This window comes from Streptosporangium subroseum (assembly GCF_900188345.1).
Taxonomy (GTDB): Bacteria; Actinomycetota; Actinomycetes; order Streptosporangiales; family Streptosporangiaceae; genus Streptosporangium; species Streptosporangium subroseum.
This window is the reverse complement of sequence record NZ_FZOD01000007.1, coordinates 13,384-35,550: the sequence shown is the minus strand read 5'-3', so window position 1 is coordinate 35,550 and position 22,167 is coordinate 13,384. Positions and strand designations below refer to the sequence as shown.

Here is a 22,167-nt window from a genome sequence, read left to right as displayed (position 1 = left end):
CGGCGCGGCGAGAGGCTCAGGGGAGGACGATCACCAAGGCGTACCGGGCCGGATCCGGGCCTGGACAGTGGAACCGCGACCGGTCCCACAACCGGAACCGCAGGCAGTCTCCCGCGCGGACCTCGTGGACGGTTTCGCCCGTGGTGACCTGCAGGACTCCTTCCAGGACCCAGATGTGCTGCTCCAGGCCCGGGACGGGCGGCCTGTCGTAGGAGATGTCCGCGCCGGGGCGCAGGACGCCCTCGACGAGTTCACCGCGCAGCCCCGGGTGGGGCGGGGACACCGATCGCCGGACGAAGCCCGAGGTCTCGTCCCGCCACACCACCTGCTGGCCGGCCCGGACCACCTGGGGCGGCTCCGACTCCACCTCGGCGAGCAGTTGCGACATCGTCCGCCCGTACGCCGCGCACAACCTGTTGAGCAGCGCCGCCGTAGGGCTGATCTCCATCCGCTCCAGCCGCGACAACGTCGAACGGCTCACGCCGGTGCGACCCGCCAGTTCCTCCAGCGACCAGCCGTGATCCACCCGCAACCGCGAGAGGCGATCCGCCAGGCGGGCCTCCAGCTGGTCCGAGCCGGGATCCTGGATTTCAGTCTTTCTCATATTTGAGAGAATATCCCAGATAAGAAATGGCGGCCCGTTCGCAGGCCGCCATCATGACAACGATGGGTGGAAAGGGGGGACGCGGGCGCCGCCGGGCAAGGATCAGGTCCGGATCGATCGCGGCCTGGATCCGTCCGTCGGCCGGTTCGCGTAGGAGGACCGGACCGTCATCACTCGGAGGTCAGGCTGCTCCGTCGGCCCGGGGCGGAGACTGGGTGAGCCGCTTGTAGTAGAAGCTGCAGTCTTCGAGGGTGCCGCCCGGGTCGGCCGCGTAGCCGGGGACGATGCCGTACCGCGTCCAGCCTGTGCTGCGGTAGAGGTGATCGGCGGCGGTGTCGGTCACGGTGTCCAGGAGCAGGAGGGTGGTTCCGGCTCGTGCGGCGGCCTGTTCGGCGGTGGCGAGGAGCGCGCGGGCCAGCCCCTGGCCGCGGGCGTCGCGGTGGACCATGAGCTTGACGATCTCGGCGCGGTGCCGGCCGTTGGGCTTGCCTTCCAGGACGAGGCTGACGGTGCCGGTGATGCCGCCGGGTCCGTGGGCGACCCAGACGGTGAGGCTGCCGTCGGCCACGGCCGGTTGCCGGGTGTGCCACCAGGCCACTGCCTCTTTCTGGTCGAAGGGGGCGAGGAAGCCGAGGGAGGCCCCGTCGGTGACGACGTCGACGAGGAGGTCGGCCAGGCTCTTCACGCTGCCGCGGAAGTCGTCGGGGGACAGGCGGGCAATGGTGTGCATCGCGAGGTTCCTTCTCTGCGCGGGGAGAGGGGCGGTCGGGGGAGGCGCGAGATGACGCCGTCTCGGCGACCCACCGGGTCGCCTGCCGGTCGGCCCGCACCGGTTGCGGCGGTACCGGCGATTCTCATATTCGAGACCATATCCCAAATGTGAGAATCGTTGAAGAGGGGGACATCGGCAGTCCGCGCGTGCCATCTCATGACGTTGGTTCCTCGCTGTCAGGTTTGACGGGCGCAGGACGCGAGACGGTCGGCGAGCGCGATGACGACGTCGCGCAGTTCATCGGGGCGCTCGATGACAAACGGCCGGTCGAGTGAGGCGAGCACCGGAGGCAACCAGTCGAGCCGCTGCGCCCGTAACTCGACGCGCAGCCAGCGCTCGGACGCCCGGTCCTGGCCTGCCGCGGGCTCGTGCTCCTCCAGGCTCGCGATGCCGGCGGGAAGGTGGGCGCGGATCTGCTCGACCGTCCCGTGGATACGCAAGGTCACCTCATGCCGGTATTCGGCCGTGGCGAACCCTGACAACACGCGCTGTGCCGGACCGGGACCCGTGGGCGCTTCGAAAAAGCCGGGCAGGGTCCTAGCGTCTGCGATGCGATCGAGCCGGAAGGTCCGGTCCTCGCCGATCCGGGCGTCCTTGCCCGTGACGTACCACCGGCCCGAATGGGCGACGATCCCGTACGCGTGCAGCGTCCGTTCGCTGCGCCGTCCGTCGCGGTCGGTGTAGCGGATCGAGACCGGTCGGCGGTGGCGCACCGCATCGGCGACGGCGAGCAGGATCCCGGCGTCCGGGGTGTCGAACTCGCCGGGCTGATCCGTGAAGGCGAGAGCCTCCAGGAGTGCGTCGAGCCGACGGGCGATGTGTTTGGGCAGCACCCGCCGGATCTTCGCCGACGCCGTCTCGTTTGCCGTGCGCTCCGCCGTCGTCAATCCCGCTCGGCGGCCGGCGACCAGGCCGAGCAGCACGGCCAGCGCCTCGTCGTCGCTGAGCATGAGCGGAGGCAAGCGGTACCCGGGGGCGAGCCGGTACCCGCCGTAGCGGCCGCGCACCGATTCCACGGGCACGTCCAGGTCGATCAGCTGGTCCACATACCGCCGCACGGTGCGCCCTTCGACGCCGAGCCGGTCGGCGAGTTCGGCCACGGTCCGGGTGCCGCCCGACTGCAGCAGCTCCAGGAGCGTCAGCACGCGGCCGGTGGGTCGAGACATGTGCACAACCTAATGCGAATACTGGACCGATTCTGTCCACTATTTCTCCTAGCCTGCGAAGCGCACGCCTTCAGCACAGCCAAGGAGATCTCATGGACTTCGTCTCCATCCGCATCATCACCAGCGACGTAGCGCGCCTTGTCGAGTTCTACGAGCGAGCCACGGGGGCGCGGGCGACGTGGGCCACCGAAGACTTCGCCGAACTCAAGACCGCGGGCGCGACCCTCGCGATCGCCGGCACCCGCACCGTCCCGCTGTTCGCCCCGGGCTCTGCCCGCCTGGCGGACAACCACAGCGTGATCACCGAGTTCCTCGTCGACGACGTGGACCGCGTTCACCGGAACCTGACCGGCTTCGTCACCGACTTCGTCACCGAGCCCACCACGATGCCCTGGGGCAACAGGTCGCTGCTGTTCCGAGACCCCGACGGTAACCTCGTCAACTTCTTCACCCCCGTCACCCCGGCGGCCATCGAGAAGTTCGCACGTTGAGAAGCTCGGACACACCGAGGCATCACACCTGAGCGGGGACCTTGTCGAGGAAGCCGTGCACCCTGCTGATGCGGCCGTCCTCGGTGAGCACCGCGACGTCGAACCCGACCACGAGGCTCTCGCCGCCGGCCGGGCCCAGCTCCCAGGTGAAGCGGGCGATGTCGTGGTGGGCGTCCACCGGTCCGGCCAGCGCGAAGACAAAACCGGGGAACCGGCCCTGCACGGCGGCGATCGTGGCGTCGATCGCCTCCAGTCCTTCGGCGACCGCGATCGGGTCGGTGTAGGAGCCGTCCTCGGCCCAGATCCGCTCGATCTCCGTACGGCGGGCGACCGGGTCGGTCTCGTTCCAGGTGGCGATGTACCGGGCGCGAGCCCGGCAGGCGGTGAGGCCCGGCACGGACCCCACGAGGACCGGGTAGCCCCAGCTCATCCATGTCCTCGCTGTTTCCGTGAACGACTCCTCTGCTTGGATGATGAGGGGAGAACAGAGGGGTGTGCGCCGAGGATCGGGGTACGCGGCAGAATCAAGTTCCTGTTCGATCACAGTCACGCGAAAAGGGGACGGCCATGCGGTTGAGCTCGCGGCTGGGCAGGCTGGACCGGCGGTTGTTCGCCATGGTGGCGGGCGCGAGACTTCACGGCCTCGAACGTTTTGTGCCCGCGCTGTCGCGCGTGGCCGACAACTCGCTCCTGTGGGCGGGGGTCGCCGGGGCGCTGGCCGTCAGCGGCCACCGGCCGCTGCGCCGTGCCGCGACCAGGGGATTGCTCGCGGTCAGCCTGGCCAGCCCGCTGGTCAATCTGGTCGGCAAGCAGGCCTTCGGCCGGAACCGGCCGTCGCTGGACGGATTTCCGATGGCGCGAAGGGTCAAGGTGCCCGTGTCGGCGTCGTTCCCCTCGGGACACTCGGCCTCGGCCGCCGCCTTCGCCACCGCCGTGGCCATGGAGGCGCCCCTCGTGGTCGCCGCCCCCGTCGCGCTCCTGGCGGCCGCGGTCTGCTTCTCCCGGGTCTACACCGGGGTGCACTATCCGGGCGACGTGCTCGTGGGAGCGGGGATCGGGGTGGCGACCGGGCTGGTCACCCGGCGTCTGTGGCCGGAGGCCGTGACGGGAGCGCCGCGCGTCGTCACCGCGCCGCCGATGCCCGGCCACGACCTCGACGGCCAGGGCGTGGTGGCGGTGATCGGCTCCGCGGCGGGCGGCGCTCCGGTCACGGCCGAGACGGTGCGGGCCTCGCTGTCCAAGGCCGAGGTGGTCGAGGTGCCCGGGGCGGACGGGCAGGACGTGACCGGGCTCATGGGCGAGGCCGCCGCCCGCGCCCGGGTGCTCGCCGTCGCCGGGGACGACGGCACGGTCAGCCGCGGGGCGCGGGCCGCGCTGGAGCACCGCAGACCGTTGCTGATCATCCCGGCGCCCGCGCCCGGCCACTTCGCCGGGGCCCTCGGCCTGCGCGACACCCAGGACGCGATGACCGCCTACCGCTCCGGCGGGATGGTCGCGGTGGACGTGGGGGAGGTGGCGGGCAGGGTCTTTCTCAACAGCGCCGGTCTCGGCGTCTACCCGGAGGTCGTCGACCGGCGCGAGTCCATCGAGCAGCGTGCCGGCAAGTGGCCCGCGCTGCTGTGGGCGCTGAGCCGCGTGCTGCGCACCGCCGAGCCCGAGGAGGTGGTCATCGACGGGGTCCCCCGCCGGATCTGGACGCTGTTCGTCGGCAACTGCCTCTACGACTCGCGCGGAGCCGCCCCGCGCCTGCGCCGGAGACTGGAGGACGGGCTGCTGGACATCCGGGTGCTGACCGCCACCTCCCGGCTGCCCCGGCTGCGCGCGTTCACCAGCGTGCTGCTGGGCGGGATCGGCCTGTCCAGGCACTACCAGCAGTGGCAGGCCGACACCCTGAAGGTCTCCTCGCCCTCGGGATCGGTGCGGGTGGCATGCGACGGCGAGACGTTCACCGTGTCCGGCGACGTGGAGTTCGTCAAGCGCCCCCGGTCCTTGCTGGTGGTCCGCCCGGAGGGGTAGCGCGGTCACGGTGAACCACGGCGAACGGGAGGGCGCTCGGCTCGCCCGGCGCGGAGCGCCCCGCCGAACGGCTGCCGAAAGGCTCCGGGACGGCGAAGGCCGCGACCTCGTCGTGAGATCGCGGCCTCGCGTGTCTCCCGGTCGGATCAGGAGGAGATCAGGAGGAGAAGAGCATCCCGAACAAGCCCTGCTGACGACGCGGGCGATGGCCGTAGTGGCCGTGCTGCGGAGCACCCCAGGCGGGAGCGCCGTGCATCGGCGGAGGCGGCGGGGGAGCGGCCTGGTGCTGCTGGGACCACTGGCCTTCCATGCGGGTCAGGGTCTCGAGCTCGCCGTAGTCCAGGAAGATTCCGCGACAGCTTTCGCACTGGTCGATGTGGACGCCGTTGCGCTCATACGTACGCATGGCGCCCCGACACTTGGGGCACTGCATCTGGCTGATCTCCTTGTCCTGGGGCTGGTGCTTCTGTATCCACAACCTACTGCGTGGATACGCTCTGGCAGGCGCTTCGGAGCCGGATAATCCTCAGACAGGCGTCGATCATCGTCTGCTCCGCCTCGCCCATCGGGCGCCCCTCCCTCTTGGCGGTGACCACCAGTCCCGCCGTGAGCTGCACGGTCGTCGCCTGCGCCGGCAGGTTCAGCCGCTCCCAGGGATCGCCGTCCCGCGGTACGGCGCACCCGCCCTCGGCGCGGTAGGCGTCCAGGAAGCGGTTCCACACCTCCGGCTCCAGCAGTCCGGCCGCGAACCAGGCGGCGGGCCTGGCCAGATCCCAGGCCGGGTCGCCGACGCCCAGGTCGTCGACGTCGATGAGGATCCACTCGTCGGGCGCGCGGACCATCTGGCCCATGTGCCAGTCGCCGTGGGTCAGCGAGAACGATTCCGAGAAGGGCTCCCAGACAAGCTCCGCGTCGAGGTCGGGTAGGCAGGTGAACGCCCGGCGCACGACCAGCTCGGCGGCGGAGTCGCCGTCCAGGCGGGCGACCATCGAGGCCACCTTCGCGGGGCCGCCCGCCGCCCGCAGCGGGAGCAGCGCCCCCGCCGGTACGGCGTGCATCCGCGCCAGCAGCCGCGCGGCGGCCTCCCAGGGGGCGGCATCCGGGTTCAGGTGGTCCACCGGGGTCCCGGCCGGCCACACGGTGACCAGCCGGTCGCCGACGACCATGACCTCCTCGGTCACCGGTTCGAGCACGATCCCGCGCAGCGAGGGGTGGGCGGTGGCCCGCATCCGCTCCACCAGTGGCTCTCGCTCGGCCCCGGGGGCGTGCGCCTTCACCACGACGGGCCCGGCCCGGACGATGATCACGTCTGGGCGGGTCGGCAGCACCTCGGCGGGCGCTCCGCCGTACTGGACGGCGATCCGGCGGAGCTCGTCAAGCAGGGGGTCGCTGTGACTCATCGGGTAAGTGAACCACTGATCACGGCCGTGCCGTAGAGCCGTAAAGTGCAAGGTATGAGGATCGGATTTGCGGTACCGGTGTCTGGATCATGGGCGACGCCCGGCAACATGATGCGAATCGCCCGCAGGGCCGAGGAGCTCGGATACCACGAGGTGTGGACCTTCCAGCGCCTGCTGTACCCCCGGGGGCACTCGATGGGCCCGGTCTACCGCAGTGTGCACGACCCGGTGGTCACGCTGGCCTATCTCGCGGGGGTGACCAGCCGTGTCCGGCTCGGGGTGGCGGTGCTCAACATGCCGTTCGCCTCGCCGGCGCTGCTGGCCAAGCAGTTGACGAGCCTCCAGCTGCTGTCCGAGGGCCGGCTGGACGTCGGCCTCGGGCTGGGCTGGATGCGGGAGGAGTTCGTCGCGTCGGGGGTGCCGTTCGAGCGGCGGGGACGGCGCGGGGAGGAGTTCATCCACGTGCTGAGGCGGCTCTGGTCGGAGGAGACCGTGGAGCACGAGGGCGAGTTCTACCGGTTGCCGCCCGTGCACCAGGATCCCAAGCCGGCCGTCGCGCCGCCGATCTTGCTGGGCGGATCCGCGGAGGTGGCGCTGCGGCGAGCGGGACGGCTGGCGGACGGCTGGATCAGCGCGAGCAGCGAGAACCTCGACCGCATCGATGAAAAAATCTACATTGTAAAGGAAGCGGCCCGGGAGGCCGGGCGCGACCCCGAGGCGCTGCGCTTCGTCACCCGGGCCGTCACCCGGGTCCGGCCGTCGGACATGCCCGGCCGCGCTCCGCTGACCGGCTCGTTCGAGGAGATCCGGCAGGATGTCGCCCAGCTTGAGGCCAAGGGGGTCACGGACGTCTTCCACGACCTCAACTTCGACCCGGAGATCGGCTCGCCCGACGCCGACCCCGGGGAGTCGATGTACCGGGCCGAGGCGGCGCTGGAGGCGCTCGCACCCTGATCGACCGCCCGGCCCGGACGCTCGGCCGGTCGGACGTCCGTCTGGCCGGACACCCGTTCGGTCAGGCGTCCGTACGGTGGAATCCTGTCGTGGCCCAGGGCGAACGACCGGTTGTCGATTTCCGATTTCCGATGAAATCAGATGACAGGTGCGAGCTGATGATGTGCCGTTCACCTCGCACCTGTCATCCTTGGTCCCGTACCTATTCGGACTGGAACACGGGGGAACGGTGACGGAACGCAAGCCGATCGAGTGCTGGTTGTCGGACATGGACGGGGTTCTCGTCCACGAAGGACAGCCGGTGCCCGGCGCCGACAAGTTCATCCGCCGCCTGCGCGAGTCCGGCAAGCGGTTTCTGGTCCTGACCAACAACTCCATCTACACCCCGCGTGACCTGGCGGTACGGCTGCGCGCGGCCGGTCTCGACATCCCGCAGGAGTCGATCTGGACCTCGGCCCTGGCCACCGCGAAGTTCCTGGACGACCAGCGTCCCGGCGGCTCGGCCTACGTCATCGGCGAGGCCGGTCTGACCACCGCCCTGCACGAGAGCGGCTACATCCTCACCGACATCGACCCCGACTACGTGGTGCTCGGCGAGACCCGCACCTACAGCTTCACCCAGATCACCCGGGCCATCCGGCTGATCGAGGGCGGCGCCAGGTTCATCGCCACCAACCCCGACCCGGTCGGCCCGTCCAACGAGGGCTCGTTGCCCGCCTGCGGCGCGGTCGCGGCGATGATCACCAAGGCGACCGGCGTGGAGCCCTACTTCGTGGGCAAGCCCAACCCGATGATGATGCGCAGCGCGCTGCGGGCCATCGACGGCCACAGCGAGAGCACCGCCATGATCGGCGATCGCATGGACACCGACATCGTCTCCGGCATGGAGGCCGGGCTGCACACGATCCTGGTGCTCAGCGGCGTCGTGAGCAAGGATCAGATCGACCGCTACCCGTTCCGCCCGTCCCAGGTGGTCGACTCGGTCGCCGACCTGATCCCGATGATCGACAGCGGTACCTGACGACAGCTGTCACCTACTGCTGGAATGCTGCCGGACATGACACGCACTTATCTGGAGATCGGCCCGAAGAAGGTCTTCGCCTGCTCGGTGGAGTGGCCGGGATGGTGCCGGATCGGCAAATCGGAGGAGCTCGCCCTGGAGGCGCTGGTGGACTACGCACCGCGCTACCGGGTGGTCGCCGAGCGGGCCGGGCTGGTGTTCGAGCCGGGGGACCCGGTGGTCGAGGAGCGGGCCAAGGGGGGATCGACGACCGACTTCGGGGCGATCGAGGCGATCCCCGAGCTGGACGCGCGGCCGGTGGGGGCGGACGAGGCGGAGCGCACCGTCGCGCTGGTCAGGGCGGCGTGGCAGCTCTTCGACGAGGCCACGGCCGATTCGCCGGAGGAGCTGCGCAAGGGCCCGCGCGGCGGCGGCAGGGACCGGGACAAGATGGTCGCCCACGTGATCAACGCCGAGCGTGCCTACGCCCGCAAGATCGGGGTCCGGCACAGGCCGTTCCACGACGCCGCCGGGCTGGCGGCCATCCGGGCGGAGATCGCCGGGGTGCTGGCCGAACCTTCGAGCGGTGCCCCCGTGGTCGACGGGGGCTGGCCCGCCCGCTACGCCGCCCGACGTATCGTCTGGCACGTCGTCGACCATCTCTGGGAGATGGAGGACCGCCGGACCTAGGAGATCAGGTCGGGCAGGCGGGTGATGTGGTCGGCGAGGTAGTCGCCGAGCTCCAGGGGGACCAGGTTGATGGCGATGATCTCGGCGGGGTCGAGGGGGAGCCGTACCACCTCGTAGAGGCCGCGGGCGGGGTCGACGAACTCGGGGCCGCAGCGCAGGGCGAGATCCATGGATACCAGACGGCAGCCGTAGACGTGCTGGGTCTTGACCCCCTCGTCGCGGGCGCATTCCAGGGTGGTCAACGGGGTGACGTCGGAGACGATGGCGCCGAGCTCCTCCAGGACCTCCCGGTGAAGGGTGTCCTCCAGGGAGGCGTCCTCGGGCTCGACGTGGCCGCCCGGGATCGACCAGTAGAGCTCCTTGCCGGGGACCGTGCGCCGGAACAGCACGAGTTTGTCGTCGTCGAGGAGTACGGCACGAACACTGGGAACGGCACGGACGGTGGAGACAGAGGACATCTTCCCATTGTGGCACCCCGTTCCGGCCGCGCCGAGGATCCGTGTCGACCGCCGGTCCCGTAGCCCGCACGCGCCCCCGGCCGGGACGCGGTGGTTCCCCGCGGCGGCCCAGGCGGGAAACGGGGTCAGTGATCGTCCCTGCGCAGGCGCTTGAGGTCGGAGCGTTGCTTCTTGGCGGTAATGCGCCGCTGGATGGCGCCCTTGCTGGGCTTGGTCGGGCGGCGCTTCTTGGGGGGCGGGGCGATCGCCTCGCGCAGGATCTGGGCCAGGCGCATCTCGGCGGCCTCGCGGTTGCGCAACTGGGAGCGGAACTCCGAGGCGGCGATGGTGATCACGCCGTTCACCAGGCGGGAACCGAGGCGTTCGAGGGCGCGGGTCTTGAAGAGCGGGCCGAGTGCCTCGGTGGCCGCCACGTCGAAGCTGAGCTCGACCCGGCTGTCGGTGGTGTTGACCCCCTGCCCTCCGGGACCCGAGGAACGGGAGAACCGCCAGTTGAGTTCGGCCTCGGGGACGGAGACCGAACCGCTGATCTGGAGCGGACCGGGCATGGCGATGACTTCCTTTTCGCAGGGGATGTGCATTCAGAATAGCGAGGGGGCACACCCATCGATCAAATGATTTATGCCCCGTTTGATCCGCCCTGACGAGTTTCGGGTCGCCGCTGTTCCCGCCGGACGCGCCGCGGTCTTGTGGTGCCCGATTCCTTCCGCCACAGTGACTCCGGTTGTCCTACACATCCATGAACGGGAGGCGGGGGTGCATGGACAAGATCGTTGGTGTGCACGGGATCGGGAAGTACCACTACTACCGCGACAGCGGTAACTCGGTCGCCGGCGCGGCCACCGCGATGCGCGACAAGTGGGACCGCTACCTGCACCAGGGCCTGACCGGCGGCAAGCCGTACGCCAAGGAGCGCTACATCACCGAGGTCGCCTACTACGCCCACCTGCTGGGCGAGAGCAAGGACGAAGCCCTCCTCGCCGTGCAGACCATGGACGTCGGCGCCCAGAAGATCTTCGTCGCCTGGGCCAAGCAGGTCGACTCGATGGGGGAGGGGCTGACCGGGGCCCTGCACCGGATGACGGGCTGGCTGCTGGATCACATGCAGGCCAACGCCGCCGACTTCGCCAAGCTCTTCTGCCCGGAGGTCGCCGCCTACATGGCCGCCGGCAGCGAGGCGCGGGCGAAGTCGCGCGCGGCGGTGGCCGAGGTGATCAGGCGCAACCGGCCGAAGGTCGTGATCGCGCACTCGCTGGGCAGCGTGGTGACCTACGAGACGTTGTGGGCCAATCCCGATCTGGAGGTGGACCTGCTGATCACTCTCGGCAGCCCGCTCGGCATGCGCAACGTGATCTTCGAGCATCTGATGCCCGCACCGGTCAACGGCTGGGGCGAACGTCCGCGGAAGGTGAAGCGCTGGGTCAACATCGCCGACAAGGACGACATCGTGGCGATCCCGCCGGGCCTGCGGGGCTGTTTCACCGGGGTCGACCAGGAGGCGCTGGTCAACCTGGACTGGCTCGACTTCCACACCGTGGAGAAATATCTGGGCTGCGGCGCGCTCAACAGCCACCTGAAGCCCTACCTGTGAACCCGAGCCCCTGAACTCCGTGGGGTCACCCTCCCGCGAGGCCGTCATCGTGCTGCCGGTGCTGGAGCGCGTCCCGGCTCCGTGGAGCACCGCTCCCGCGAGGTCGCATCGGAGCGCGTCCCGGGGGCCGGAAGTCAGGGCCGGTGTCAATGCCGGTGCCGGCGTGGGTCTCACCGGCGGTCACCGGAGAAGGGGCAGGCCTTCGCCGGAATGTCGCCTGCCGGTCGGGCGCTGTTCATGACGGTGGGTAATGAGCTTGCCTGTGCGACGGTTGTTCATCCTGCCTTGATTCGCAGGCCACGGCGGGGACAGCTGGAACCGTTGCACTGATGACGTGGAGCAGATGCCGTCGCGCAGAGTGTTCATGTCCATCGCCGCCGCGAGTGCGGGCGGCCTGTTGCTCACCGGGGCCGGTGTCAGTCCGGCCAGAACCCTCGCTCGTGATCCGTTCACCCTCGGCATCGCCTCCGGCGATCCGTCAAGGGACGGGGTCGTGCTGTGGACCAGGCTCGCCGTCGACCCGCTCGGACCGGACGGCCAGGGCGGGATGTCGACCCGGGACGTGGACGTCGAGTGGGAGCTGGCCCTCGACGAGCGGTTCGCGAAGGTGGTTCGCAAGGGCAGGGAGACCGCGCGCTGGAAGCAGGCGCACAGCGTCCACGCGGAGCCGAAGGGGCTGGAACCCGGCACCGAGTACTTCTATCGCTTCCGCGCCGGCGGCCACCTGTCCCGGGTCGGCCGCACCCGTACCGCCCCGGCCGTGATGTCCTCGATGACCCTCGCCATCGCCGCCTGCGCGCAGTACGAACACGGTTACTACACGGCGTACAAGAGGCTGGCCGAGCAGGACCCGGACCTGGTCGTGCACCTGGGCGACTACATGTACGAGTACGCGCCCAAGGGATACACCGCCCCCGGCGGGAACGTCCGCCACCACACCCCCGGCAAGTGCGACACGCTGGCCGACTACCGGCTGCGGCACGCGCAGTACAAGAGCGACGCCGATCTGCAGACGGCGCACCTGGTCGCGCCCTGGCTGGTCGCCTTCGACGACCACGAGATCGAGAACAACTGGGCCGGTGACGACTCCAACTACGACCTCCCGGGGTTCGACCAGCGCAAGGCCCACGCCTTCCAGGCCTACTACGAGAACATGCCGCTGCGCCGCGCGAGCCTGCCCGGCGGGGCGTCGATGCGGATCCACCGGCGGGTGGACTGGGGACCTCTGGCCCGGTTCCACCTGCTCGACACCCGGCAGTTCCGCGACGACCAGGCGTGCGAGGACGGGCTCAGGTCGGGCTGCGACGACCGGCTCGCGACCGAGCGCACCCTGCTGGGAGAGGACCAGCGGCACTGGCTGCTCGACGGGCTGGCCTCCTCGGACGCCCACTGGAACCTGGTCGGCCAGCAGGTCCTGATGGCCCAGCGCGACTCCAAGGTCGGCCCGGGCATCGAGGTCAACATGGACTCCTGGGACGGCTACGCCGCCGAGCGCACCCGCCTGCTGACCGGCTTCCGGGACTCCGGGGCGACCAACCCGGTCGTGCTGACCGGTGACGCGCACATGCATCACGCGGCCGACCTCAGGCTCGACTTCAACGATCCCGACTCTCCCAAGGTGGCGGTGGAGCTTGTCACCTCCTCGATCGCCAGCGACGGTGACGGCTACCGGGACAAGGGCCGGATGGCCGAGACGATCGAGGAGAACCCGCATATCTCCTACATCGACCAGCGGCGCGGTTACATCATCTGCCGGATCGACTCCGAGGAACTGCAGGCCGACTTCCGCACGCTGGACTACATCAGCCGCCGTGGCGCCCCCGCGAAGACCGGTGCCCGATTCACCATCCCGGCGGGGCAGTCGGCACTGCTCTGAAACTGCTCCGAAAACGAGACGGTTGTCACCGTCGTAAGGCGAGACGGCCGTCACCGGCCTGAAAGCGGAACGGGCGTCTTCCAAAGACGAAACGGTCGTCACCTATAGACCGAACGTCGTCACCCAAAGGCGGGACGGTCGTCACCTATAGACCGAACGTCGTCACCCAAAGGCGGGACGGTCGTCACCTATAGACCGAACGTCGTCACCCAAAGGCGGGACGGTCGTCACCTATAGACGGGACGACCGTCAACGACTTCAAAGTGGGCCAGTCATCACTGGCCTAAAGGGGACAATTTTCACCGGTCTAAAAACCGCAGGGGGATTTCTCGGATATTTGTTGCATGATGCGGCATATGAGTCGTCTCCCCGCGAGGCTCACCGCTGCGGCTCTCGCCGTCGCGTTGGGCAGCCCCCTCCTCATTCAGAGCCAAGCCATGGCCGCGGGTCCCGCCGCCGCCGTGACCATCCCGACCGCCGCCTCCGCGTCCGTCGCCGCAGAGGCCGTATCGGCATCCGGCGGGACGGTGTCGTCCGCCGCGGCCGTCGCCAACTTCGGCTACGAGATCTCCTTCCCCAAGCACGTCCGCCGGGGCGGGTCCATCGTCTTCACCGTCAAGATCCGCAACAGGAAGGCCGGCGGCCAGCACTACGTGGCCCTCCTCGGTGACTTCCCCAGCGGGTTCCGCAAGATCAAGGTGATCTCGAAGCCGCGCAGCGTCAAATGCTCCGTCAAGCGGCGGGACCTGTCCTGCTGGATCACCTCCCTCGACAAGGGCGACTCGACCACCGTCCGCGTCCGCGCCTGGGCAGGATCACGCCGCAGCACCGCCACGGTCAAGTTCGGCGTGCTCGCCACCAAGGATCCTGGCGCGAGCCTCGGCAAGCTTGCGAAGAAGGTCCGCCTCAACATCAAGGCGACGACGAGAATCCTCTGACATCTCCCGCCCCGAAGGACGGGGTCTCCCCGTTGCAGGTGTTTGGTGACGGGCCGACGCGAGAAAGCCGCCCTGGCGCCGGTCAGGTGCGGCGTTCTCGCGAGGCCGGTCAGCTCTCCGTACGGAGATCTCGCAAGGGCGTCGCAGCGTGAGACTGTGTGTACGGTCCCGCCCCTGGTCAGCGTGAGGCGGAGGATCCCGTGATCGCGTAACCGAAGAGTGCGTGCCCGGTGCCGGTGGCCAAGGTCTTCGCCGTACCCGGGCGCACGCCCGGGTACGCACCCTTCTTCGCGGATCCGCGGAGCAGGGTCAGCTTGCCGTCGCCCGGAGCGGCGACGATCAGCCCGCGGTCGGGGGTCGTGGCCAGAGCCGCCCCGAAGTCGCCGCCCTTACCGGTGATCAGCAGGTTGTTGTCCTTGGTCAGGCCACCGGAGCGACCACCGGCGAGCACCTGGACGGCGTTCTCGCCCGGCACGCCGATCGTCAGCTCGTCGTCCCCGTCGCCGTTGAGGTCTCCCGCGGCCAGGGACGCGCCGAACCGGTCGTAGTAGCGTGGCTCGCCTTTGAGCGAGCGCTGCGACCAGGCCTCCGTGCTCGCCGTCCGTAGCCCTCCGGAGGAGCCGTAGACGACGTCCACGGTGCCGTCGCCGTAGTCCATCGCCCGCTGGTTGTCGGTCAGTCCCTCGCCCGGCACCCCGATCGCCAGGTCGTCGCGGCCGTCGGCGTTGAAGTCGCCGGTGGCCAGCGCGGCGCCGAAGGAGTCCCAGGCCTCGCCGAGGCCGGCGATCGAGGGGCTGTCCTGGGTGAGCAGGCTCGCCTTCTTGCCGCGGACGTCGAGCACGGTGACCGAGCCCTGGCCGCCGTTCTTCAGGATCGTGTCGGCGGGCGCGCCCACCGCGACCTCGGCCCGGCCGTCCCCGTTGAAGTCCCCGGTGGCGAGCACGCCGCCGAACTGGTCGGTCTCCTGCTCGGGCTGCCGGACCCAGCCGGTTCTCTGGGTGATCATGTACGGCTTGCGCCCCTTGAAGCCGTAGACGCCGACCGCGCCTCCGCCCAGCCCGGGGGCGCCGATCACGAGCTCGTCCTCCCCGTCGCCGTCCAGGTCCCCGGCGGCGAGCGCGGCCCCGAACCGTCCGGCGCCGCGCTTGCGGCCCAGGTCCCCGGCGTCGATCACCTTGCCGGGGCGCAGGCCGTCCGGCGAACCGTGGAACAGCTGCACGACGCCGTCACCGTCGTCGCCCGTCCGGGAGCGGTCCTTCTCGGAGACGCCCACGGCCAGGTCGGCACAGTGGTCGCCGTCGAAGTCCCCGGTCGCCAGCGCCGAACCGAACGAGTCCCCGGTCGCGGCCTCACCGGGCACGTCGGGGCTGTCCTGGGTGAGCTGCTTTTTGGTCCGCATGCCGTACAGGACGGTGACGGATCCGGCGCGGGCGTGCCCGCCGACCTCGGTGTACGGGGCGGCGACGGCGAGATCGGCCCGCCCGTCACCGTCGAAGTCGGAGGGGAGGCCGGAGCAGGCGTTCGCGACGGCGGGAGAGACGGGAACGAGGAGGCAGGCGAGGACTGCGGAGGCGAGGAGCGCGGCTCTCATACTTGTAATGGTTTACGTAGATTCGGACACCCTGCCCACAGGGACATGAAATCCACATGACCAGCGCAGTAAAGAATGTGCCAGGAATGAGACAGGGAACGTGCCAGGATCGGTGACATGGAAATCGACCTGGCCGACCTGGGATTCTGGCGGCGTCCGCTCAAGGAGCGGTATGAGGCGTTCGCGCGCCTCCGGGATCTGGACCTGCCGGTGTTCTTCGAGGAGAAGCGGGTGCCGCTGCTCCGCTCGGGCGGGGGGTTCTACGCCCTGGTCCGGCACGCCGACGTGGTGGAGGCCGGCCGCAATGCCAGGGTGTTCTCCAGCGAGCCCGGTGTGACCAGCCCCGAGCCGCCCGGCTGGGTGAGGCACGTGTTCGGTGAGTCCATGGTCAACATGGACGACCCCCGGCACGCCCGGCTGCGCCGCATCGTCTCCCGCGCGTTCAGCCCGAAGATGCTGGGCAACCTGCAGGGTGACATCGACGCCGCGTGCGCGCGGATCGTCGACGACGCTGTGGCCGCCGGGCCGGGCGACTTCGTCGGCCAGGTGGCCTCCCGCCTGCCCATCCACGTCATCTGCGACATGATGGGCGTCCCCGACGCGATGCGGGTCAAGGTCCACGCGCGGGTCGACGTCTCCACCGCCTACTCCGGCGTACGGCCCAGCCTGCCGCGCTCGGTCGGCATGGCCGTCCAGAACACGCTCGCCCTGCTCGCCCTGCAGCGCCTGGTGATCAAGCTGGGCAGGGAGCGGGCGGCGACGCCGCGGGGCGACCTCGTCTCGGCGCTGGTCACCGCCAACGTCGACGGGGAGAGACTGACCGACCGCGAGCTGGGCTCGTTCTTCACGCTCCTGCTCGTGGCGGGCAACGAGACGGCCCGCAACACCATGGCGCACGGCATCAAGCTGCTCACCGACAACCCCGAGCAGCGGCGACTGCTGACCGAGGACTTCGACGCGCACATCGGCGGGGCGATCGAGGAGATGGTCCGCTACGTCTCGCCCATCATGCAGTTTCGCCGCACCGTCACCGAGGACTACGACCTGCGCGGCCTGCATCTGAAGGCCGGTGACAAGGTCGTGCTCTTCTACGGCTCCGCCAACCGGGACGAGTCGGTTTTTCCAAGCGCCGACCGGTTCGACATCACCCGCGACGCCAAGCCGCACGTGGGCTTCGGCGGTCCGGGGCCGCACTTCTGCCTGGGGGCCAACCTCGCCCGCCAGGAGATCAGGGCGATGTTCCGCGAGCTGTTCACCCGACTGCCCGGGATCCGTTCGGTCGGCGAGCCGGAGTTGCTGGTGTCCAACTTCGACAACAGCGTGCGCAGCCAGCCGTACACCTTCTAGGTCAGACCCGCGGGCCGCCCGTGGCCGGTCGCCGGTAGCGCAGCCGGAAGACCGCGGGAGTCAGCAAGAGGAGAAGGATCGAGAAGTAACCGACCCTGGGCACCAGCGCCGTCAACGTGAGGGCCAGCAACATGATCACCGTGTTGACCATGCTTCCGAAACGTTGCCGATCGGGCAGCTCGCGCGAACTCACTCTGAGCTCGGGGTTGCCACGGATGATCAGAATGATCACCAGCTGGCAGATGCTGCCGGCCAGAATCGTGCCGATGTAGAACAGGGTGGTGAACCCGTCGCCACCGAACGCGCCGACCATCTCGGTGGGGAACGGCAGCACCACGATGGTCAGCAGCCAGCCCAGATTCGCCACCACCAGGGAAGTGTTGTAGGACGTGACCTGTGCGAAAACGTGGTGGTGAGATATCCACAGTCGCGCGATGACGATGAAGCTGAGCAGAAAGCTGTAGATCTGCCACTGATTTTCAGTGATCACCTCCAGCGAGGTCACGTGCTGCCCCACCGCTTCCGGGACCGCCTCGGCCAGCGGCAGCACCAGCAGGGTCAGGGCGATCGCGACGACGGCGTCGCTGAAGAACACGAGCCGCTCGGGGGATTTGCTTACGCTCACCGTAAGAGGGTAATTGGTGACGGTTGTCGGTTTGCTGACCTTCCGATGCCCGACGGCGTCGCCAACGTCTCCGCGGCTCGACGGGTCACGTGAGGATCGGATGCGGTGAGTCTCGAACCACCTCGGCGTCGACCGGCAGGAGGCGTTCAAACGAGAACCGGGGAGGCACGCGACAGCCCCGAGGCGGCCTCACCAACCCACACTATATTTGCCATAGGTTAAATATGGGTGGCGCGCGAGCGGCAGGCGGTGGCTGTTCGAACACGAGGGCGTCGAAGCGGAGCGAGGGTGGACATGAGTGAGACGACGGTCAGCGCTTCACCCTCGGCGGGGCGCGGCAGGGCCGGGCTCGGCGCCGGTGACAGCGGGGAGCTGGAGCTGCGTCAGCTGCTGGCCGGGCTGACGGCGGTCCGGGACGGCGATTTCGGCACGCAGCTGCCCGGTGACACCGACGGGCTGCTCGGGGAGATAGCCTCGGTCTTCAACGGCATGGTGGACCAGCTGTCGCTGTTCACCTCCGAGGTGACGCGGGTGGCCCGCGAGGTGGGCACCGAGGGTCGCCTGGGCGGGCAGGCCGAGGTGCCGGGCGTCTCGGGCACGTGGAAGGACCTCACCGAGTCCGTCAACGCCATGGCCGGGAACCTGACGGGCCAGGTGCGCTCCATCGCCGAGGTCACCACCGCGGTGGCCAGGGGAGACCTGTCGCAGAAGATCACCGTGGACGCGCGGGGCGAGATCCTGGAGCTGAAGAACACCGTCAACACGATGGTGGACCAGCTCTCCAGCTTCGCCGCCGAGGTCACCCGGGTGGCCCGCGAGGTGGGCACCGAGGGCCAGCTGGGCGGGCAGGCCGATGTGAAGGGCGTGGCGGGCACCTGGCGTGACCTCACCGACTCGGTGAACTACATGGCCGGCAACCTGACCGACCAGGTGCGCAACATCTCGCAGGTGGCCACCGCGGTGGCCAAGGGCGACCTGTCGCAGAAGATCACGGTCTCGGCGCGGGGTGAGATCCTGGAGCTGAAGAACACCCTCAACACGATGGTCGACCAGCTCTCCAGCTTCGCCGACGAGGTGACCCGCGTGGCCCGCGAGGTCGGCACCGACGGCCGCCTGGGCGGGCAGGCCGACGTGAAGGGCGTCTCCGGCACCTGGAAGGCGCTGACGGAGTCGGTGAACGTCATGGCCGACAACCTCACCGCCCAGGTGCGCTCCATCGCCGAGGTCACCACCGCGGTGGCCAAGGGCGACCTGTCGCAGAAGATCCGCGTGGATGCGCGGGGCGAGATCCTGGAGCTGAAGGAGACCATCAACACGATGGTCGACCAGCTGTCGGCCTTCGCCGACGAGGTGACCCGGGTGGCCCGCGAGGTCGGCACCGAGGGTCAGCTCGGCGGGCAGGCGACGGTGCGGGGCGTCTCCGGCACGTGGAAGGACCTGACCGACAACGTCAACGTCATGGCCTCCAACCTGACCGGGCAGGTGCGCTCCATCGCCCAGGTGGCCACCGCGGTGGCCAAGGGCGACCTGTCGCAGAAGATCAACGTGGAGGCGAAGGGCGAGGTCGCCGCGCTCGCGCAGACCATCAACACGATGGTCGACACCCTGAGCGCCTTCGCCGACGAGGTGACCCGGGTGGCCCGCGAGGTGGGCACCGAGGGCGAGCTGGGCGGGCAGGCCCGCGTGCCGAACGTCGCCGGCACCTGGAAGGACCTCACCGACAACGTCAACTCGATGGCGAACAACCTGACCAACCAGGTGCGCAGCATCGCCCAGGTCACGACGGCCGTGGCGAGGGGCGATCTGACCAGGAAGATCGACGTGGACGCGCGGGGAGAGATCCTGGAGCTGAAGACGACCATCAACACGATGGTCGACCAGCTGTCCAGCTTCGCCGCCGAGGTCACCCGCGTGGCCCGGGAGGTGGGCTCGGAGGGCCGCCTGGGCGGTCAGGCCGAGGTGGAAGGCGTCTCGGGCACCTGGAAGCGCCTGACGGAGAACGTCAACGAGCTGGCCGGGAACCTGACCCGGCAGGTGCGCGCCATCGCCGAGGTGACCAGCGCGGTCACCTCCGGTGACCTGACCCGTTCCATCACCGTGGACGCCTCCGGCGAGGTGGCCGAGCTGAAGGACAACATCAACTCGATGGTGAAGTCGCTGCGCGAGACCACCAGCGCCAACCAGGAGCAGGACTGGCTCAAGACCAACCTGGCGCGCATCTCCGGTCTCATGCAGGGCCACCGCGACCTCGACGTGGTCGCCGAGCTGGTCATGAACGAGCTCGCCCCGCTGGTGGCGGCCCAGTTCGGCGCGTTCTTCCTGGCCGAGGAGTCGCCGGGGGGCGCCGAGCTGAAGCTCATCAGCGCCTACGGCTATCCCGCCGGTGACGGCTCCACCCGGTTCAGGATGGGCGAGTCCCTGGTCGGGCAGGCCGCCCGGACCCGCCGGACGATCGCCATGGACGAGGTGCCCGCCAACTACGTCACGATTTCTTCCGGGCTCGGCCACACCGCGCCCTCGTCGCTGATCGTGCTGCCCATCGTGGTCGAGGACCAGGTGCTGGGCGTCATCGAGCTGGCCTCCCTGTATGCCTTCACGCCGGTTCATCGCGCTTTTCTCGACCAGCTGATGGAGACCATCGGCGTCAACGTCAACACCATCGTCGCCAACGCCCGTACCGACGAGCTGCTGGTGGAGTCGCAGCGGCTGACCGCCGAGCTGCAGGCGCGCTCGGAAGAGCTGCAGAACCAGCAGGAGGAGCTCCAGCACTCCAACGCCGAGCTGGAGGAGAAGGCGGCCCTGCTCGCCTCACAGAACCGCGACATCGAGACGAAGAACCTGGAGATCGAGCAGGCGCGTCAGGAGCTGGAGGACCGCGCCCAGCAGCTCTCGCTGGCCTCCAAGTACAAGAGCGAGTTCCTGGCCAACATGAGTCACGAGCTGCGCACCCCGCTCAACTCGCTGCTCATCCTCGCCCAGCTGCTGGCCCAGAACCACACCCGCAACCTGACCGCCAAGCAGGTCGAGTACGCCAGCATCATCCACTCGGCCGGCTCCGACCTGCTGCAGCTCATCAACGACATCCTCGACCTGTCCAAGGTGGAGGCCGGCAAGATGGACCTCAACCCCGAGCTGGTCTCGCTGCGCCATCTCCTCGACTACGTCGAGGCCACCTTCCAGCCGATGACCACGCAGAAAAGCCTGGAGTTCCGCATCACGAGCGCGCCGGGGGTGCCGTCCGACCTGCTCACCGACGACTCCCGGCTGCGCCAGGTGCTGCGCAACCTGCTGTCCAACGCCGTGAAGTTCACCGAGACCGGCAGCGTCGAGCTGCGGATCGAGCCGACCTCGCCGTCGGAGCTGCCCCCGTCGGTGCGCCCGTACGGCTCGGCCATCGCCCTGAGGGTCATTGACACCGGCATCGGCATCGCCGAGCAGCACCTGGAGGCGATCTTCGGTGCCTTCCAGCAGGCCGACGGCACCACCAGCCGGAAGTACGGCGGCACCGGCCTGGGCCTGTCCATCAGCCGCGAGATCGCCTACCTGCTCGGCGGCGCCATCACCGCGGAGAGCGCGCTGGGCCAGGGCAGCACGTTCACGCTGTACCTGCCGGTGGCCCGGCCCGACTTCGCCGAGCAGCCGGCCGAGGCGGCGCCCTCCGACGTACGGAACGAGGACTCCGTCGGCCGTGACAGCGACCGGCCGGCCGCCGTCACGGCGCCGGCGCCGCAGCGGCGACGGCTGCTGGTGATCGAAGAACGCGCTCACGGGCTGCTGTCGCTGGTCGCCGAGAGCGTCGTGACCGATCTGGCCAACCGCGACGTGAGCGGTATCGGGCGATCGGTGGAGATCGTCACCGCGGCCGGCGCGCAGGAGGCGGCGACCTCGCTGGCCTCGCAGCCCTGCCACTGCATCGTGCTGGACCTCGACATGGCCGACAGGGCGTCCTTCGGCCTGCTGGACGCGATGAACGGCGACACCGCCCTGAACGGCGTGCCGGTCCTGGCCTACAACAACTGGCGCATGGGCTCGCAGGAGGAGAGCATCCTGCAGTCGCGCGCCGGCTCCCAGCCGCTGGAGCTGCTGTCCAGCCTGGACGAGCTGCGCGAGCGCATCGCGCTTCACCTGACCGCCGACCAGCCGGGCGACGTCCTGCCGCTGGTGCGGCCGGAGAAGGTGGGCGAGGCGATGGCCCAGCAGGCCGACGTCACGCTGGCCGGGCGCACCGTGCTGGTCGTCGACGACGACACGCGCAACCTGTTCGCGCTGACCAGCATCCTGGAGATCTACGGCATGCATGTGCTGCACGCCGAGAACGGCCGCAAGGGCATCGACACCCTGGTCGTCCACCCGGAGATCGACATCGTCCTGATGGACGTGATGATGCCGGAGATGGACGGCTACGCGGCCACCGCGGCGATCCGCGCGATGCCCGCCTACGCCGACCTGCCCATCATCACCGTCACGGCCAAGGCGATGCCCGGCGACCAGGAGAAAAGCCTGGCCTCCGGCGCGAGCGACTACGTGACCAAACCGGTCGACGCCAACCACCTGATGGGGCTCATCCAGCACTGGCTGGCCCTTTAGCCCAGACTCCGTAGCCCGGTACGGCGCTCGTCGCATCCCCTTTCGCCTCGTAAGGAGCCAT

20 protein-coding genes are annotated in these 22,167 nt (G+C 69.4%); 10 read left to right on the top strand and 10 right to left on the bottom strand.

Translation table 11 applies throughout. The annotated features are described in order from the left end of the window. Positions 1–16: 16 nt before the first annotated feature. The 3 genes from CHC08_RS09450 to CHC08_RS09440 all read right to left on the bottom strand — a co-directional run bounded on the left by CHC08_RS09450 (position 17) and on the right by CHC08_RS09440 (position 2,542). The gene (locus CHC08_RS09450; protein WP_089206825.1) at positions 17–604 is read right to left on the bottom strand and encodes a helix-turn-helix domain-containing protein; all 588 of its coding nucleotides are present in this window, start codon (positions 602–604) and stop codon (positions 17–19) included. Positions 605–785: 181 nt separating this feature from the next. Then, positions 786–1,334, bottom strand: a complete 549-nt coding sequence (locus CHC08_RS09445; RefSeq protein ID WP_089206824.1) for a GNAT family N-acetyltransferase — start codon at positions 1,332–1,334, stop codon at positions 786–788. Positions 1,335–1,552: 218 nt separating this feature from the next. Beyond that, the gene (locus CHC08_RS09440; protein ID WP_089206823.1) at positions 1,553–2,542 is read right to left on the bottom strand and encodes a helix-turn-helix transcriptional regulator; all 990 of its coding nucleotides are present in this window, start codon (positions 2,540–2,542) and stop codon (positions 1,553–1,555) included. A gap of 92 nt (positions 2,543–2,634) precedes the next feature. On the opposite strand from CHC08_RS09440, the gene CHC08_RS09435 reads away from it, so the two are divergent. Then, a complete protein-coding gene (locus tag CHC08_RS09435; RefSeq protein ID WP_089206822.1) occupies positions 2,635–3,033 on the top strand; it encodes a VOC family protein in 399 nt (132 codons plus the stop codon). Between the two features lie 22 nt (positions 3,034–3,055). On the opposite strand, the gene CHC08_RS09430 is transcribed toward CHC08_RS09435, so the two are convergent. Then, a complete protein-coding gene (locus CHC08_RS09430; RefSeq protein ID WP_089206821.1) occupies positions 3,056–3,463 on the bottom strand; it encodes a nuclear transport factor 2 family protein in 408 nt (135 codons plus the stop codon). A 137-nt stretch (positions 3,464–3,600) separates the two neighbouring features. Here CHC08_RS09430 and CHC08_RS09425 point away from each other — a divergent pair, with 137 nt between their 5' ends. After that, positions 3,601–5,049: a bifunctional phosphatase PAP2/diacylglycerol kinase family protein gene (locus CHC08_RS09425; RefSeq protein WP_089206820.1), complete on the top strand. Its 1,449-nt coding sequence runs from the start codon at positions 3,601–3,603 to the stop codon at positions 5,047–5,049. Between the two features lie 157 nt (positions 5,050–5,206). Here CHC08_RS09425 and CHC08_RS09420 read toward each other — a convergent pair whose 3' ends face one another. Together CHC08_RS09420 and CHC08_RS09415 are read right to left on the bottom strand one after the other, a co-directional pair. Then, on the bottom strand, positions 5,207–5,482 hold the full coding sequence (locus CHC08_RS09420) for a TFIIB-type zinc ribbon-containing protein (RefSeq protein ID WP_089206998.1): 276 nt from the start codon (positions 5,480–5,482) through the stop codon (positions 5,207–5,209). Between the two features lie 46 nt (positions 5,483–5,528). Continuing rightward, complete coding sequence (locus CHC08_RS09415; RefSeq protein WP_089206819.1) at positions 5,529–6,449, bottom strand: phosphotransferase family protein; 921 nt, start codon at positions 6,447–6,449, stop codon at positions 5,529–5,531. 54 nt (positions 6,450–6,503) lie between these two features. Between CHC08_RS09415 and CHC08_RS09410 the strand changes: the two genes are divergently transcribed. The 3 genes from CHC08_RS09410 to CHC08_RS09400 all read left to right on the top strand — a co-directional run bounded on the left by CHC08_RS09410 (position 6,504) and on the right by CHC08_RS09400 (position 9,093). Further along, positions 6,504–7,403, top strand: a complete 900-nt coding sequence (locus tag CHC08_RS09410) for a TIGR03619 family F420-dependent LLM class oxidoreductase (RefSeq protein WP_089206818.1) — start codon at positions 6,504–6,506, stop codon at positions 7,401–7,403. Between the two features lie 229 nt (positions 7,404–7,632). Then, on the top strand, positions 7,633–8,424 hold the full coding sequence (locus CHC08_RS09405; RefSeq protein ID WP_089206997.1) for an HAD-IIA family hydrolase: 792 nt from the start codon (positions 7,633–7,635) through the stop codon (positions 8,422–8,424). A gap of 36 nt (positions 8,425–8,460) precedes the next feature. Continuing rightward, positions 8,461–9,093, top strand: coding sequence for a hypothetical protein (locus CHC08_RS09400; RefSeq protein ID WP_089206996.1), 633 nt, complete (start codon positions 8,461–8,463; stop codon positions 9,091–9,093). Here CHC08_RS09400 and CHC08_RS09395 read toward each other — a convergent pair. Both CHC08_RS09395 and arfB read right to left on the bottom strand, forming a co-directional pair. Continuing rightward, entirely contained in the window at positions 9,090–9,551 is a 462-nt protein-coding gene (locus CHC08_RS09395) for an NUDIX hydrolase (RefSeq protein WP_089206817.1), read from the bottom strand. The two genes, CHC08_RS09400 and CHC08_RS09395, sit on opposite strands and share 4 nt — an antisense overlap. A gap of 125 nt (positions 9,552–9,676) precedes the next feature. Further along, positions 9,677–10,099 carry an alternative ribosome rescue aminoacyl-tRNA hydrolase ArfB gene (arfB, locus tag CHC08_RS09390; RefSeq protein ID WP_089206816.1) on the bottom strand — a complete coding sequence of 141 codons (423 nt, stop codon included), beginning with the start codon at positions 10,097–10,099 and terminating at the stop codon, positions 9,677–9,679. Positions 10,100–10,311: 212 nt separating this feature from the next. Between arfB and CHC08_RS09385 the strand changes: the two genes are divergently transcribed. The 3 genes from CHC08_RS09385 to CHC08_RS09375 all read left to right on the top strand — a co-directional run bounded on the left by CHC08_RS09385 (position 10,312) and on the right by CHC08_RS09375 (position 13,956). Beyond that, on the top strand, positions 10,312–11,142 hold the full coding sequence (locus tag CHC08_RS09385) for a hypothetical protein (protein ID WP_089206815.1): 831 nt from the start codon (positions 10,312–10,314) through the stop codon (positions 11,140–11,142). A gap of 343 nt (positions 11,143–11,485) precedes the next feature. Beyond that, complete coding sequence (locus CHC08_RS09380) at positions 11,486–13,018, top strand: alkaline phosphatase D family protein (RefSeq protein WP_218825206.1); 1,533 nt, start codon at positions 11,486–11,488, stop codon at positions 13,016–13,018. A 356-nt stretch (positions 13,019–13,374) separates the two neighbouring features. Beyond that, complete coding sequence (locus CHC08_RS09375; protein ID WP_143653152.1) at positions 13,375–13,956, top strand: hypothetical protein; 582 nt, start codon at positions 13,375–13,377, stop codon at positions 13,954–13,956. Between the two features lie 178 nt (positions 13,957–14,134). Here CHC08_RS09375 and CHC08_RS09370 read toward each other — a convergent pair whose 3' ends face one another. Then, positions 14,135–15,547, bottom strand: a complete 1,413-nt coding sequence (locus CHC08_RS09370; RefSeq protein ID WP_089206812.1) for an FG-GAP repeat protein — start codon at positions 15,545–15,547, stop codon at positions 14,135–14,137. 117 nt (positions 15,548–15,664) lie between these two features. Here CHC08_RS09370 and CHC08_RS09365 point away from each other — a divergent pair, with 117 nt between their 5' ends. Further along, positions 15,665–16,894: a cytochrome P450 gene (locus CHC08_RS09365; protein WP_089206811.1), complete on the top strand. Its 1,230-nt coding sequence runs from the start codon at positions 15,665–15,667 to the stop codon at positions 16,892–16,894. A 1-nt stretch (position 16,895) separates the two neighbouring features. On the opposite strand, the gene CHC08_RS09360 is transcribed toward CHC08_RS09365, so the two are convergent. Beyond that, entirely contained in the window at positions 16,896–17,519 is a 624-nt protein-coding gene (locus tag CHC08_RS09360; protein WP_089206810.1) for a TMEM175 family protein, read from the bottom strand. A 294-nt stretch (positions 17,520–17,813) separates the two neighbouring features. Here CHC08_RS09360 and CHC08_RS09355 point away from each other — a divergent pair, with 294 nt between their 5' ends. Then, positions 17,814–22,106 carry a HAMP domain-containing protein gene (locus CHC08_RS09355; protein ID WP_089206995.1) on the top strand — a complete coding sequence of 1,431 codons (4,293 nt, stop codon included), beginning with the start codon at positions 17,814–17,816 and terminating at the stop codon, positions 22,104–22,106. The last annotated feature ends 61 nt before the right edge of the window (positions 22,107–22,167 follow it).